This is a genomic window from Psychrobacter sp. Pi2-52 (assembly GCF_904846705.1).
GTDB lineage: Bacteria > Pseudomonadota > Gammaproteobacteria > Pseudomonadales > Moraxellaceae > Psychrobacter.
In genome coordinates, this window is sequence record NZ_CAJHBS010000008.1 from 1 (window position 1) to 15,662 (window position 15,662).

The 15,662-nt window shown below is 38.3% G+C and carries 13 protein-coding genes and 1 pseudogene; 7 read left to right on the plus strand and 7 right to left on the minus strand.

The features are described from left to right. Nucleotides 1-39: 39 nt before the first annotated feature. Nucleotides 40-354: a hypothetical protein gene (locus JMY00_RS06105; RefSeq protein ID WP_201579493.1), complete on the minus strand. Its 315-nt coding sequence runs from the start codon at nucleotides 352-354 to the stop codon at nucleotides 40-42. A gap of 357 nt (nucleotides 355-711) precedes the next feature. On the opposite strand from JMY00_RS06105, the gene JMY00_RS06110 reads away from it, so the two are divergent. After that, nucleotides 712-1,302 (plus strand): recombinase family protein, encoded by a 591-nt coding sequence (locus tag JMY00_RS06110; RefSeq protein ID WP_201579494.1) that lies wholly within the window; start codon nucleotides 712-714, stop codon nucleotides 1,300-1,302. Between the two features lie 76 nt (nucleotides 1,303-1,378). Here the strand turns inward: JMY00_RS06110 and JMY00_RS06115 are convergent, their stop codons facing one another. Next, nucleotides 1,379-1,627 carry an antitoxin VbhA family protein gene (locus JMY00_RS06115; protein ID WP_201549598.1) on the minus strand — a complete coding sequence of 83 codons (249 nt, stop codon included), beginning with the start codon at nucleotides 1,625-1,627 and terminating at the stop codon, nucleotides 1,379-1,381. Between the two features lie 128 nt (nucleotides 1,628-1,755). Continuing rightward, nucleotides 1,756-3,048 carry a hypothetical protein gene (locus tag JMY00_RS06120; RefSeq protein WP_201579495.1) on the minus strand — a complete coding sequence of 431 codons (1,293 nt, stop codon included), beginning with the start codon at nucleotides 3,046-3,048 and terminating at the stop codon, nucleotides 1,756-1,758. Nucleotides 3,049-3,132: 84 nt separating this feature from the next. Between JMY00_RS06120 and JMY00_RS06125 the strand changes: the two genes are divergently transcribed. Beyond that, nucleotides 3,133-3,342, plus strand: coding sequence for a helix-turn-helix transcriptional regulator (locus tag JMY00_RS06125; RefSeq protein ID WP_201579496.1), 210 nt, complete (start codon nucleotides 3,133-3,135; stop codon nucleotides 3,340-3,342). A gap of 41 nt (nucleotides 3,343-3,383) precedes the next feature. Here JMY00_RS06125 and JMY00_RS06130 read toward each other — a convergent pair whose 3' ends face one another. From JMY00_RS06130 to JMY00_RS06145, 4 genes are all read right to left on the minus strand, one after another. After that, nucleotides 3,384-5,027 carry an ATP-dependent helicase gene (locus JMY00_RS06130; protein WP_201579497.1) on the minus strand — a complete coding sequence of 548 codons (1,644 nt, stop codon included), beginning with the start codon at nucleotides 5,025-5,027 and terminating at the stop codon, nucleotides 3,384-3,386. Further along, entirely contained in the window at nucleotides 5,024-6,934 is a 1,911-nt protein-coding gene (locus JMY00_RS06135) for an AAA family ATPase (RefSeq protein WP_201579498.1), read from the minus strand. Before JMY00_RS06135 ends, JMY00_RS06130 begins: the two co-directional genes overlap by 4 nt. Nucleotides 6,935-7,104: 170 nt before the next feature. Next, nucleotides 7,105-7,713 (minus strand): hypothetical protein, encoded by a 609-nt coding sequence (locus JMY00_RS06140; protein WP_201579499.1) that lies wholly within the window; start codon nucleotides 7,711-7,713, stop codon nucleotides 7,105-7,107. A gap of 146 nt (nucleotides 7,714-7,859) precedes the next feature. Next, entirely contained in the window at nucleotides 7,860-8,297 is a 438-nt protein-coding gene (locus JMY00_RS06145; RefSeq protein ID WP_201579500.1) for a hypothetical protein, read from the minus strand. Nucleotides 8,298-8,569: 272 nt separating this feature from the next. Here JMY00_RS06145 and JMY00_RS06150 point away from each other — a divergent pair, with 272 nt between their 5' ends. The 5 genes and pseudogenes from JMY00_RS06150 to JMY00_RS06170 all read left to right on the plus strand — a co-directional run bounded on the left by JMY00_RS06150 (nucleotide 8,570) and on the right by JMY00_RS06170 (nucleotide 15,540). Next, nucleotides 8,570-10,996 (plus strand): DEAD/DEAH box helicase family protein, encoded by a 2,427-nt coding sequence (locus JMY00_RS06150; protein ID WP_201579551.1) that lies wholly within the window; start codon nucleotides 8,570-8,572, stop codon nucleotides 10,994-10,996. Between the two features lie 123 nt (nucleotides 10,997-11,119). After that, complete coding sequence (locus JMY00_RS06155) at nucleotides 11,120-12,595, plus strand: N-6 DNA methylase (RefSeq protein WP_201579501.1); 1,476 nt, start codon at nucleotides 11,120-11,122, stop codon at nucleotides 12,593-12,595. Nucleotides 12,596-12,597: 2 nt separating this feature from the next. Then, on the plus strand, nucleotides 12,598-14,400 hold the full coding sequence (locus JMY00_RS06160) for a restriction endonuclease subunit S (protein WP_201579502.1): 1,803 nt from the start codon (nucleotides 12,598-12,600) through the stop codon (nucleotides 14,398-14,400). 218 nt (nucleotides 14,401-14,618) lie between these two features. Further along, nucleotides 14,619-14,903 (plus strand): annotated as a pseudogene (gene thyA / locus JMY00_RS06165) (thymidylate synthase); the annotation flags it as partial. A 64-nt stretch (nucleotides 14,904-14,967) separates the two neighbouring features. Next, nucleotides 14,968-15,540, plus strand: coding sequence for a dihydrofolate reductase (locus JMY00_RS06170; RefSeq protein WP_201572239.1), 573 nt, complete (start codon nucleotides 14,968-14,970; stop codon nucleotides 15,538-15,540). The last annotated feature ends 122 nt before the right edge of the window (nucleotides 15,541-15,662 follow it).

The following is a 15,662-nucleotide window of genomic DNA, read 5'->3' on the forward strand; positions in this document are numbered from 1 at the left end:
CTCAGGAGTGTAGGTTTGTTTTTTCATTGTCGTATTCTCTCAGAATGTTGAGTCTCCGACAATCCCGGGGCGGTTCACTTTATAGTTTTTTACTAGATGAGGGATCATCATCGTCCAGAGATAGCAACCATCAGTAAAGACCTTAGTACGAACATTAACTTTACTATCAATGATATCTAGCTCAGGCGATAGAAATTCTATTACTTCTATGCCATTTATCAAATATTTATAAACAGTATCTGCATCAGCACTTGATAGTTTGTTAACTTTAGTTTCTACACTTGGAAATTCTTTTGAATTTATTATTGGATTGGAAGTACCAATCATTTCTGAGAAAGGAGCTAGTTTCTTCATGTAGTACTCTTCCTATTCTGACTACATCAAATCATTGAGAAATGGCATATTATACTTTGAACTCGTTTTTTATCATTTTAAGTAACCAGTTTTAAAAGGTATACCCCAGCGGAACTAGCTACTTAACCCTTCAAACTTATTATCAGACTACTTAAAACAGACTTTAATATGGAACCATTTATAACAGACTTTTGAACTATAAGACAGGTTACTACGCTTTCTCCCTATCATTAGCCTATACCTTAACAGTAAAATAATTAAATGATAATAAATCTATCATTAGAGTTGTTTTCACTATTAAACGATAGTATTATCATTAAACAATAATATTTAAGTCTAAAAGATATATTGATACCTATGACAGTCAGAATATATGTGAGAGCTAGCACAAAAGACCAAGATGCTAAGAGAGCCTTGTCTGACTTGATTGGCGTTAGTAAAGATTATGCTGACAGTCATGTTGATTACATTGAAAACTATAGTGGTACTAAGTTAGATAGACCAGAACTTACTAAGTTACTTGATGATGCAAATCAGGGAGATGTATTGCTTGTTGAGAGCGTGGATAGATTAAGCAGATTGTCTCAAGATGATTTTGGTATTTTAAAACAAAGAATGAAAGACAAAGGCTTAAGATTAATCGTAGCAGACCTACCTACTACGCATACAATTAATACTGGTATGAGTGGAGAGATATTGGCTGTAATCAACAACATGCTAATTGATTTGTTAGCAACAATGGCTAAACTGGATAATGACAAGCGTAGAGAGCGTATTAAGCAAGGATTAGCTAATAGTGGTTATAAACCTACAGGCAAAAAAGCTAATACACAGAAGCACAAACGCATTAGAGAATTAGCAAGTCAAAATAATATGAAAAAAGATGAAATAGCTAAGGCCTGTGGTGTTGGAGTGGCTACAGTTTATCGAGTACTAAAAGATACGTAATACGTCAGGTAATGAACTTAAATAATTATGCTTTGCTGAATTACTATATCTAAAAATAAAACAGTAGTCATAAGCGCTAACTATCTTCAAGAGCTATCTTAGTATAGTGAGCGTGTAGCAAAGCTTTTACTTCCCTGCTAGTTGCAATTTTACCTTCCTCAAAGTCTTTGAAAATATGCTGAGTATCTGGGTTGATAGGAATATTATCGATTGCAAAGCTGCTCAAAATATCAGAGTTGATGCGGCGGCGCTTTTCTATCTCTTTCTGACTTACTAAAATAGGACGATCGTCAACAATCGGTGTTTTAGATTTAGAATCTTCCATACTAGCTCCTATCAGTAGTAATAAAATTGTTCAGCAAGTCAGATAGTCTTCTATCTAGATAACTTTCCTCTCATTGCTATGTCTTATTCGGCTGATTTAATTGTATTAATGATTTAGACATCGGTAAATCATGATTGTTTAATATCAAGAGCTATTGTGACTGAATAATTCGTACTTCTAGCATCTCCTAGAGTTGCGTAACTTACTTGCTCTAAAGTTTTTTGAGACCTATATGGGCTGAATAGCTCATCAAGAGTATGGTGAAAACCACCATCATCTACTCCAAATACATAATCAAAAAATATTTTGGCCATTGCAGACTGAGGGTGGCTAGCATCGCGAAAAGATTTATTGCGATTCCAACTACCACTATGTATTTTACCGAAAACCCTTTCTATATTACCAGAAACAGAATTTGAAGCATGTCTTCGAGTAATACCTGGTTTTTGCACGTATGCTGCAGCATTTTCAACAGACTTCCAAATGACATAATGCATGGTTGATACAGAGCATTCAGCTAAACATGCTCTGAGAATGCTAATTAGCTTGTCGCCAATAGGCGGTGCTAGATAGTTCAGTCTTGACCTAGTAATCAGGTAGCTTAAACACTCTCCTAGCTGTAACTTTTCACACCAGTTCTTAAATTGACTATCTGCTACTAGAGCACTGGTATTTTTTTTAGACTTAGCGTTTGTCAATATTTTAGTAAGATTCTCAGTACTATAAGCAAACTCAAAGATCGCTTGATAGAAATCTATTTCTAGCTCTTTTTCTTCGTTGATAGTTACGTATTCGTAGCTATTTTCAGGACCTAGTATAAGCAGATTTCGGTTAAAGAGATGCTGTAGTATTTCTTCATCTAATTTAGAGAACGGTGATAAAGGTAATGATAAGTTGTCACGTAGAGAGACTGTATGCCTTATATTATCTGCCCCTAGGCTCTCTACAGTCGCTGCGAGTAGAAGTTTATCCACGTCGTTAAGCTCAGTGACTGAAGGCATACTGCTTAATTGAATGCTTCGGCATTGATTGATGTACTCTAGAGCGGTCTGTCTCTTTTCTTCTGATAAACGGTCTTGTTTAAGACGATACTCTAAGTACTCTTGATCCATTCTTTTTTCAAGCGCCTCACTACAATCATCACACCGCCACCTAATAGTATCCAATCGGGTTAGCTGTGAACGAGTATAGCAAATCTTAGTTTTACCGCAGTCTATGCATTGACAGTCCAGTACGACAAGATGAGCATTTATTTTAACGATACTAGGTATATCCTGATGCTTAACATCAAACTCTTGACCTATCTCTTTACAGGTATATATAAAACCACTTCGTTTGTCGGCTTCTCTTAGCCAGTATCTCTCACAAATAAGCTTATTGGTCTCTGTAATATCTGGCTGATACTCTAGTTTAGTTTTCACGCCCACCTCTCAATACCGACTATATCCCGTGGATATTGTAGCTTACCACTGTGAGTATTGCTATCTTTAGCAGTGGTTAATGAGATGACAACAGATGATCGCATGATTGCCTTTGGCAAGCGTGTCCGTGAGATGCGAAAAAGCAAAGGAATATCCCAAGAAAGATTGGCAGAGATGGCAGGTATTGATCGTAGCTACATGGGGAATATTGAGCGTGGAGAGAAGAATGTTACGCTTAAGAAAGCATATGAGATATGTGATGCGCTGGAGATTGAGATACAAAATTTGGTATAAATATTATTATATGGACCAATCGAGTCAAAGCTTTTCTGACACTATTGTACTAAACGGCAATAGTTTAAAAACTCATGGTAAGGTGCTCTGTTCACATTCCAGCGTCCTGAATGGTTATTAGGGCGACTCCGACTATTCGTATGTGTCAATAGTAACTGCCTTTTTGCTCTAGAGGCTCCAACGAAAAAGGCACATCTTTCATCACGTTCTTTACCAAAGAAAATCTCTTTTTCAATTGCCATCATAATAACTGAGTCAAACTCTAAGCCTTTACTCTTATGAATCGTTAATAATCTTATGGCATTATCTCCTGAAAACCTTATCAAAGCCTCAATTAAGTCTACCTCTAAACTTAAAATACTTTCTAGCTCTTGCTTAAATTCGAGTACAAGCTGCTTTAGATAGTCAACAGATTCATAAGAGGGAGAAAGTGTAATCAATCTTTTCGCTTTCAAAGTTTTGAGAAGGAATCGAATGTTTTCCCACCAATTTGAATAGTCTTTAGACTGTCTATAGGATTTAGATTCTTTTTGAATGTAACTACTTATCTTCAAAGTTACACTTGAATGGTCAATATCATCAAATGTCGCAATCTTTTCATGTAATTTAATCCAAGATTTTGGTTCATGTTCACTGTATATGCATAACACGAAATCGACCAGTAATTGAGTGATGGGCTCATTGCTTAAATCTTGCAGTTGTTGTTCATTACGAAAGGGGATATTTAACCTATTTAATTCATCCATTAAGCAATGGGCATACAAGTCTATTTGTTTAGATATAAGAATAGCAATTTCATAGGCTGGAATATGTTCTACTTCAAGCCAGTTCTGGATTTGACCTGCTATAAATACTGCTTCAGCTTGAGCGTCCGTAAAACACTCGATGAGAATTTTTCCCTCTTCACCATCAAGTGAGCCTTCAGGCATTACAGATTCAGGCTCCAACACTCGTATAATTTCATTTTGTAATCTTAATAATCTAGGCTTTGAACGAAAATTTAGGTAAAGTCTTAATGGAGTAGCTGAAAAATCATCTGCGTAAGTTTTAAATATACCTTCAAGAGCACCAGCCCAACCCATTATTCTTTGCTTACTGTCACCTACAGATACTATACGAGCATTTGTACCTAAAAAAGCCAGTTGAATGAGCTTATATTGCAAATTAGTACAGTCCTGAAACTCATCAAGAAATACATCAGTATATGTGTTTTTGATTATGTTTCTCACCATATCTGAGCTTTCTAATATAGAGATAGCAAAAGGTACTAGATCACTAAAAGTTATTTGTTTCCTATGAACACGAGCTTCTCCAATTTTATAATCAGAGTCCAATGCATCGAGGCCTATAAGAATTGGTCTAAATCGGTCTATTATCTTTTTAGCAAACGCATGAAAAGTAAAACTATCAAATCGAGTTGCTAATTCATGGCCACAACGTCTTATAACTCTATCTCTTAAATTGCCACTCGCATCAGTTTTAAATGATATGGCTAAAATTCTTTTCGGATAACGACAAGTTTGAGTCCTTAAAAGAAAATCAGCTCTTTGAGCTAGCATTTCAGTTTTACCTGCTCCAGGACCTGCTGTAAGCGCATAACAACCCTTTATAGACTTCACAACAGTCATAGCACTAGGCTCAAGAGTGAGCTTATCGGCTGGGGTCCAATCTTCAGTAGCAATCATTCAGGTAACTCATCTATCAAACTTATAATTGCATCAATCATTCTTGAATAGGAGTCTGGCATATTATTAAGAATATCTTGATCGGATAGGTTTGCTAACGCATCAATATGGCTTGCAGGTTTACTGCTTAATTTGAATTTCTTATGGTAAGCTCTGAAAAATAAACGTTCATCCTCGCTATATTGTGTCGAATCGAAATAACTCTTCCCTAACACTGCTTTAATTGTTGATTCTGTAGGTGTCTCTGTCTCAGCTGAAAAAGCAGCCTGAAAGCTATATAGCATCGAAAAATCTAAATCTAAGGGATAAGAAAAAAATATGCCTTTGCTTTCAAAATAATCAATGTAGTTTTTTGTTTCTCTAAAAAGGTTATCAGAATCGTTCCATTTCGGGATATGGTTTTCAGGTGTTAAAATATCGTTTGGACGATAGTTTGACAGTTGGTTATTAACATAGTTAATTCTTCCCCATCCGCCTTGATTACGAGCTAGGTCTAAGTCTAAAAGTGTAATAAAAGGTATTCCAAGTCCTGTAAGAAGTCGCCAAAAGTGATTAACATGCCTACCACCTAACGGGGCAATAGTAATAGCATTTTCATCTGCAGGAATACCTTTCACTTCCAGTAATTTTGGTATGACGATCTCCTCACTATCGCCTTCTCCAAGAACGACTAATCTTGAAAAATAAACCTCAGGATAGGCTTGAACTGCTTGCCTCACAAATTTATGTGCTTCATCGTTTTCATCTGGTAGTTTTATATAGCTAATTATAGCTTGCCTATCTGTACCTAATCTTAGATAGCGTATCTGTTCAGGCGCTACTCTTTTTAAAATAGAAGGTGCGTGCGTCGCTATTAATGCTTGAGCATCATTCTCACATATCAGTTTATTTAACGAGTTAACAATTCTACCAAGGAAATGAGGAGACAAACTATTTTCTGGCTCTTCAAGAGCAACAATAGTAAATATAGGAGGATTTAGCTTATCTAGATCAAAAGTATTATCCTCTCCTTTAAGTACTTTTCTTCCAACAGCCTGAGAAGTCAGGACTAAAGAGAGGTATAGCATTGATTTCTGACCATCGCTCAATTGTGAAAAATCTACATTATTTTGACCGTGGCCTGGCGAAAAAGATACAGACATATGACGAAGAAGTGAATCAATCTCTGAGTTAGAAAAATTAATTTTTGGATTGGTGAAGTAGCTACCTTTGTGTAGGTCACTCCATACGCTTTGAAGTAGCGAGCTCACTAAACTAACTGAATCATTAGTAGATAAGCTATCACTGATTTTATCAGTAAGATCTTTAATTACTTCTCGTTCATTAGACCAATTTACTGAGCGAAGTAGACGTCCAAGCAATGCGTTAGTACCAAAAGCCACATGGTCAGAAGGTTCTCTTTTAGCAGGCAAATAGTGAATTTGAATTAGATTCCTATCTGAACGAGGAACTCTATGTGGATTTATTGGTTCTCCTGCTTCATCAGTCTCTAGTACATAAAATAAAGCTGGATCATCAATATCACTATCAACTCCCATAATAGCTTCAAGGCGAAACCTAATTGTAGGAAATGCTGAGGCACTTCTAAGTCGCATATGACTAAACATAGGTGGAATAGTAGCTGACTCATCGGAGGTATTAGATGCTTCCGGCAATTCGAACTCCGCTTCTACCCATAGCTTTCTTTCGTTAGGTACTTCAGATTCATCATGTGGTACATGGAAATCAGAAGGTTTCAGCCTGCGTATAGAAGGGTCTATCGAAAACATTTTACACAGCGCTTGTAAGACAGCAGTTTTACCAGAGCCATTTGGGCCAATTAAGTAAGTCAACTTATCAAAATGTATTTCTGTTGGCTCACTACCAAAACATTGGAAGTTAGATAGACGTACTGTTTTTAAAATCATAAAATCTCTCTAGTTCCAATGAAAGTTAACAACTTGTCTATAATTTACTCATAAGCCAATCGTTTAGCAAAAAACTTATGAACCTAGCGTCTAGATAATATAGTGCCCTAAACTCTATATAACTAGCTTTTAAACTTTGTTTTGTTTGCACGTAACTCAGAGTAATTTTTTCAAACAGAGAGTCTTTTCCATTTATCTAATGTCCGCCTATCATAGCAATCATCATAACCATTTAAATCTACTAAACTATTAGCTACTTTAATGGTTACAGCACCGCTTCCCGAAGCACCCCAGCTACTTCCATATCGTATAAAAACTGGCTGGGCTTTTGTTTTGTTAAACCGATAGGTTGCATCTGCCCAAGTGGCATAATCTTGATCACAAGATGATAGAATTTTAACTAACTCACCCGAACCAAAAAGCTTATTTATTTCACTTTTAGAAGGATTTTCTCCTGCGTTTTGAATAGTTATTTCGATTTCTGTTATGAAAGTTCTAGCACCATTGATAGTGACTTCAGTGTAACCAATATTAGGGTTTTTACTACTTCCTACTTTAGTCGTGCCTACCATAGTATGATCATGAGCACCTGACTCGTAATACGGCCATTCCCATTCAACACCTTGAATCTTCTCTGCGTTCTCCCAATTGCTTACGTTGTATTCAACATTTTTAGGAATTGCTATTGCATCAATAATAGAAGAAAACTGTGCAGCATAAGCAGGGGTTGAGAATGTAAAGGCTATAGTAGTGAGAGTTACAGATATAGCTTTTATCATCGTAATAATCCTTATTTGAAGACAGGAAAGTAATTGTGAAGAATAAAAGACCTATCTACTAATATATATACACCTGACATATCGCCATCCTCACTTGATGTACTGTTCGTGATAGCTACAATAGATCATAAAATATACTTTAGTTATCATTTACAGAACTTGGTAAAAATTCCTTCAACTGCTTTTCTGTCCATACGATATTCGAAATTCTTATCATAAGGATTTTCTTCAAAAGCCATTGAGGTTTTTAGACTTATATTTTTGTTATTATCTATTTTGACAAAAGACTCTGAAGGGTTGACGCAGTTGATTTGGACATGGTTGGCAAATGCACCATAGTAACCAGTAGATTCCACAAAAAACAATATAGCTTCAGCTTTTCTGGTTTTTGCATTTTCAGCCATAACTGAGATAGGCGTAGCATACCAATCAGTCGTTTTCTCTGTTTCGGTTACAGGCTCGTCATAAATAATTACGTCCTTTAGCTTTAATATCTCTTGAGATGTCATTGCTTTAGCATTAGCTGTTTGACCGAGCATCATACTTACAAAGATAATTGCTAGTGCTTTTGTCGTACTTACCATGTAATTCTCCGTGACTATCATCAGTATATTTTAGGAAAGTATAGTTGTTTTGAAATAAAATCGATATAATTTTACTAAAAAAATGTTTATTTCTTCTGCTATAAAAATCTTTATAGCAGCTTTAACAAGCTATTCTATTCGACTAATTTTGCCTCAAAGGTATTTAGCTACTACAAGGTTGATACTTCAACAGAAGAATAATACAAAACATATGTTAAAGTATAAGTTACCCCCAACACTAGCTAGATAGGAAGCCTACTGCCATGGCTGGTATCAACAAATTAGAATTATCTGAAACAGATATTATCAGCAAGTTTATTCTACCTGCCATTAAAAGCTCAGGTTGGGATGACATGACTCAAATCCGCGAAGAGGTGAAGCTTCGTGATGGGAAGGTTATTGTCCGTGGTCAAATGGCAGTGCGTAAGACAGTCAAATCTGCTGATATCGTTCTATATCACAAGCCTAATCTGCCACTTGCGGTTATCGAAGCCAAAGCAAACAAACACTCTATTGGTAAAGGGATGCAGCAAGCGCTTGATTATGCTGGGCTACTCGAAGTGCCGTTTATATTTTCATCTAATGGTGATGGCTTTATTTTTCATGATAAAACCAGTACCACTACCCTCGAAACAGAAATTTCATTAGCAGATTTTCCGACGCCAGCTGAGCTATGGGATAAGTACTGTCAGTGGAAAGGCTATACGCAATCTCAGCTACCTATCATCACTCAAGACTATCATGATGATGGCAGTGGTAAATCACCGCGCTACTATCAACTACAAGCCATCAATAAGACCATAGAAGCCATTTCTCGTGGACAGGATCGCATCCTGCTCGTAATGGCAACAGGGACGGGTAAAACTTACACTGCATTTCAAATCATCTGGCGTCTGTGGAAGGCTAGAGAAAAGAAACGTATCTTGTTTTTAGCAGATCGTAATATTTTGGTCGATCAAACACGGGTGAATGACTTTCAGCCTTTCGGCACTGCAATGACCAAAATAGAAGGCCGTACCGTTGATCCAGCCTTCGAGATTCATTTAGGCTTATATCAGGCGTTAACAGGTCCAGAAGAGCATCAGAAAGCCTTTAAACAGGTTGCACCAGACTTCTTTGACCTGATTGTCATTGACGAGTGCCACCGAGGTAGTGCTGCGGAAGATAGTGCTTGGCGTGAAATATTGGAATATTTTAATAGCGCCACACAAGTAGGCTTAACAGCGACACCTAAAGAGACTGACGAGGTATCTAATTCTTATTACTTTGGAGATCCTGTTTATACCTATACCTTAAAACAAGGTATCGAAGATGGGTTTTTAGCGCCTTATAAAGTGGTTAGAATTGATATCGATGTCGATCTACAAGGCTGGCGTCCAAACAAAGGACAGACAGATAAGCATGGTGAGCTGATTGAAGATCGTATCTATAATCAAAAAGATTTTGATCGTACCTTAGTGATTGATGAGCGTACTGAGTTGGTGGCACAAACCATTACTAGCTACCTTCAGCGCACTGACCCAATGGCTAAGACCATTGTATTCTGCAATGATATTGATCATGCAGAGCGCATGCGCCGTGCGCTGATTAACTGTAATCCCGAGCAGGTCAAAAAGAACGAAAAGTATGTCATGAAAATTACAGGTGATGATGAGTTGGGCAAAGCGCAGCTCGATAACTTCATCAATCCAAAGAAACCTTATCCTGTGATAGCGACGACGTCGGAGCTGATGACGACTGGTGTCGATGCCCAAACTTGTAAGCTAATCGTCTTAGATCAAAACATCAAATCGATGACCAAATTTAAGCAGGTTATTGGCCGTGGTACTCGTATCAATGATAAATATGGCAAGCTTTGGTTTACTATTCTCGACTTTAAAAAAGCAACTGAGCTATTTGCAGATGAGCGTTTCGATGGTATTCCTGAACGTATCATGACCGTGACGCCATCACAGATTAATGAAGGCAGCGATGAGCTTGATGAAGTGGTAGATGGTGAGTCAGACGCAGAGTTAGATATTGCTAATGGTACTGATCTGGCCTATACAACCCAAGACGATAAGAGCGGCTTTGATTTAGGGACTGGTATGGGTGATGACATAGGTGTTAGTGAGCCTGCGAAAAAATACCATGTGAAAGGTGTGTCTGTCCAAGTCATGGCACAGCGTATCCAGTATTATGATACTGATGGCAAGCTGGTCACCGAGTCTTTTCAGGACTATACTCGCAAAACTTTTACCAAACAGTTCGCTAGTTTGGATGAGTTTACCAAGCGTTGGAATGATACTGAGCGCAAACAGACTATCATTGATGAGCTTGCAAATGCTGGTATTATTTGGGAAGCACTACAGGAAGAAATCGGGTCAGATATGGATCCCTTCGATCTGATTTGCCATGTGGTATATGACCAGCCACCCTTGACCCGTCGTGAACGTGCGAATGAGGTTAAGAAGCGCAATTACTTCACCAAGTATTCAGACACTGCTCAGAAAGTATTGAACGCCTTGCTCGATAAATATGCTGATGCAGGTGTAGAGGAGATCGAAAGCCTAAACGTGCTCAAAGTGAAGCCGCTTGATCAGCTGGGTAGTCCGATGGAAATCGTCAAACAAGGCTTCGGTAGTAAACAAGATTATCAGCAAGCCATTAGTGATCTTGAAAACGAAATCTATTGGGCACCGCCACCTAAACAAGCTTAAGTAACTAGAAAAAATTAGCTACAACTATATATCTAAGCCTCTTATTGAGGCTTGTTTTATTCATACTATTTATTAAAATCTATCGTTCATTAAGACCCACTGTTTATTAAAAAGAGAAACAACATGTCAATCAGTTCAGTTATCAAGTCTATTCAAGATATCATGCGTCAAGATGCTGGTGTCGATGGTGACGCCCAACGTCTAAGCCAATTGTCATGGTTATTGTTTCTTAAGATATTTGATGCACAAGAAGAAGCACTTGAGTTCGAACAAGAAAACTATAAAACACCTATTCTTGAAAAATACCTCTGGCGTAATTGGGCGGCTGATCCCGAAGGCATCACTGGTGAGGAGTTACTAGAGTTCGTAAACGATGAAATATTCGTTGAGCTAAAAAACCTGACAGCGCCAGTAGATACCAACCCACGTGGATTTGTCGTGCGTCAAGGTTTGAGCGATGCCTACAACTATATGAAAAACGGCACGCTGTTACGCCAAGTGATTAATAAGCTCAACGAAGTGGACTTCAATCGTTCAGATGAGCGTCATCTGTTTGGTGATATTTATGAGCAGCTGCTGCGTGATTTACAAAGTGCGGGCAATGCAGGTGAGTTTTATACCCCTCGTGCAGTGACACGTTTCATCGTTGACCGTGTAGATCCAAAGCTGGGTGAGCGCGTCATGGATCCAGCTTGTGGTACAGGTGGGTTTTTGGCATGTTCATTTGATCATATCAAAAACAACTATGTCGAAACTGCCGAAGACCATCAGATACTACAAAAACAAATTTTGGGTGTTGAAAAGAAACAACTGCCACATTTGCTCTGTACGACCAATATGATGCTGCATGGTATCGAAGTACCCGTACAGATACGCCACGATAACACCCTAAATAAGCCGCTATCAAGTTGGGACAGTGATATTGATGTCATCGTAACCAACCCACCTTTTGGTGGTACTGAAGAGCACGGTATCGAAAAGAACTTCCCTGCTGAATTCCAAACACGCGAAACGGCAGATTTGTTCTTACAATTAATCATCGAGGTCTTAGCAGAAAAAGGTCGCGCCGCCGTCGTATTGCCTGATGGTACTTTATTTGGTGAAGGGGTAAAAACCAAGCTAAAGAAGATGCTGATAGAAGAATGTAATCTGCATACCATCGTGCGCTTACCAAACGGTGTGTTTAACCCTTATACAGGCATTAAGACCAATATTCTCTTCTTTACCAAAGGTCAGCCAACCAAAGATATTTGGTTTTATGAGCATCCTTATCCTGAAGGCGTCAAAAACTACAGCAAAACCAAACCAATGAAGTTTGAAGAGTTTCAAACCGAGATTGACTGGTGGGGTGATGAATCTGACGGCTTCGCCAGTCGTGTCGAAAATAATCACGCTTGGAAGGTCAGCATTGAAGAGGTCATCGAGCGTAACTATAACCTCGATATCTCAAACCCCTACCAAGGCGAGGTCATTGATTATGACCCTAATAAGCTACTGGCTGAATATGCAGAGCAACAACAAAGCATCGATACGTTACGCAGCCAATTAAAAGATGTACTGGGTACTGCACTGTCTACTAACACGACAGAGGGCAAGTAGTTATGAACCTAAAGACAAGCTTAGAGATGGGTAAAGATATAAGCAAGCCAGAGCAGTTGATCACTGAACATATCGATATCTGGACCAGCGCTATACGGGCTAAATCGACTAGTGGGCGTGGTAGTAGCAAAAAATATGAGCTATACGGCATTAGCAAATTGCGTGAGCTAATATTTGACTTGGCAGTACGTGGCAAGCTAGTTCCGCAGAACCCTGACGATGAACCAGCATCTGTTTTAGTTAAAAAAATGCTTACTAAAAAAGAGAAAAGTATCGAAGAAGGTACTATAAAGAAAGGAAAGCCTTTACCTGATATTTTAACAAATCAAATGAACTTTGATACTCCAACTGGTTGGGAGTGGTGCATACTGGGAGAAGTTTGTCACGTTGAACGTGGAGGCTCTCCACGTCCTATTAAAAGCTATCTAACAGAATCGGATGATGGTTTAAATTGGATTAAAATTAGTGATACAGATCAAGGTGGCAAGTACATTAATCAAACCGTTGAAAAAATACGCCCTGAAGGTTTGAAAAAAACTAGGATGGTTTATCCAGGGGATTTTCTACTAACGAATTCAATGTCTTTCGGTCGCCCTTACATTACGAATATCGAAGGATGCATACATGATGGTTGGTTAAGAATTAACCCACCTAATGAAATAAATAAAAACTTTCTTTATTTACTTCTATCCAGTCCTTATGTTTACAAAATATTTAAAGAATCAGCTTCTGGAGCGGTGGTGCAAAACTTAAATTCGGAAAAAGTAAGAGGCCTTGTCTTTGCACTACCTCCTTTTGATGAACAAGCCGTTATTGCTGCTAAAGTTGATGAACTGATGCTGCTATGTGATCAGCTAGAACAGCAAACCGAAGCTAGTATCGAAGCTCATGCGACGCTTGTAGAAGTATTACTGGCCACATTGACAGATAGTGTGGATGCTAATGAGCTGGCACAAAACTGGGCAAGGATATCTGAGTATTTCGATAGCCTATTTACGACTGAGCAAAGCATCGAAGCCCTAAAGCAAACTGTGTTGCAATTAGCAGTGATGGGTAAGCTAGTTTCACAGAATTCAGATGACGAACCTGCTTCAGTATTGTTAGAAAAGATTGCGGAAGAGAAAGAGCAGTTGATTCAAGAGAAGAAGATTAAACCACGTAAAGCATTACCACCTATTGAAGATGAAGAAAGATTATTTGATTTGCCCTTAGGTTGGGAATGGTGTCGATTAGATGATATATGCGATGGTATAACTTCTGGGTCAACGCCACCTAAGAGTTCATTTATAGATGATACAGGTATCCCATACTTGAAGGTTTATAATATAAGAAACCAAAAAATAGATTTTGAATACCAACCACAATTTATTGAGGAAGGTTATCACTCTTCAAGTTTGAAGCGCTCTCAGCTTTGCCCAGGAGATGTGATAATGAATATCGTGGGTCCACCTCTTGGAAAGATAGCTATCATTCCCGATACCTATCCAGAATGGAACTGCAATCAGGCCATTGTGATGTTTAGACCATTCATTTCGAATCTAAATAAATTTATCTATACCTACTTAGTTTCAGGTATGTTTCTTGATAAAATTGCGCTTATAGGAACAGCTGGTCAGGACAATATTTCAGTCACAAAAAGTCGTTCAATCTTATTGCCAACACCACCTCTTGCAGAACAGCTGCGCATCGTTGCTAAAATCGACGAGCTAATGGCTATTTGTGATCAGCTAAAAGAGAAGCTACAGCAGTCTCAAGAGACGCAAGTTCAGCTTACTGATGCATTGGTTGATCGAGCTTTAGGGTAAGTTTTAGTATTGGGCTAAGTGTTTTATATGTCTTGATAAGATATAATATCTCTTATCAAGACATTCTACTCGGTAAATCAAATAGTGTTGGTATTGCTACTAAGGACAACTGACCGTTTACACATTCCGTATTGTGCAGAATTAAAAATGCACAGTCAGAATATAATGCTCTACATTAGTAAATAAAACGACTTGTGCATAAATTAGGGGTTGTAAAATTCTTAGGCGTGCCTTTTAATATTGCGAGCTATGCGCTATTGACTCATATGGTCGCGCAGGTATGTGGTCTAGAAGTTGGAGAGTTTGTCTGGACAGGTGGTGATTGCCATATCTATCAAAACCACCGTGAGCAGGCCGAGCTACAGTTGACACGCTCGCTATATAAACTGCCAACATTGTCTTTGAACCCTGAAGTAAAAGACATATTTGCGTTTGAGTACGAAGACATTAACGTCAATGACTATGAGTCGCACCCTGCTATCAAAGCCAAAGTTGCCGTATAAAGTTAGTCTGGTTAACTATACTGAATCAGAGCAAAATTTAAGAATATAATAAAAAGGATATATTATGAGCTATGCCCATACCGAAGTTGCCCAAATCGCTGCTATTAGTAGCAATCGCTGTATCGGCAAAAACAATGAGCTACCGTGGCATATCTCAGCAGATTTGCAACATTTCAAAAGCATGACGACCAAAGAAAACGATAGTAAGATTCAAGGTATCGTGATCATGGGTCGTAAGACATTTGAGTCAATGGGTAGCAAACCATTACCAAAGCGTGTGAGCTTCATTGTCACGACACAGATGGATTATGCTGAGACAAAAGGTCTAGCAGATAGCAACAATGCTTATGTGGTACACAATCTAGACGATGCTCTGACACAAGCAGCTAGCCTAGCACATGGCGCGCATCTCGATACGATTTGGGTGATTGGCGGTGAGCGCGTATTTAGTGATGCTCTGATGTATACGGACCGTATTGAGCTGACTCATGTAGATACTGATATTGCAGACGGCGATGCATTTTACCCTGAGTTGCCAGAACGCTTTAAAGTAGCAGACGAATCTGAGCAGATGCACGATGAAAAAAGCGATTTAAGCTTTAAATTTACCACTTATAAAGTAGAAACTGATAAGTAGTAAAAGCTTATTAAAAAAGGGCAGTCTTGGATAATTTTACTTATCTGAAATTGCCCCTTTTTTTAATCTTCACACAGTCTTATTTATAGACAATCAATAAAAACTGCTGCTTGATAATATCT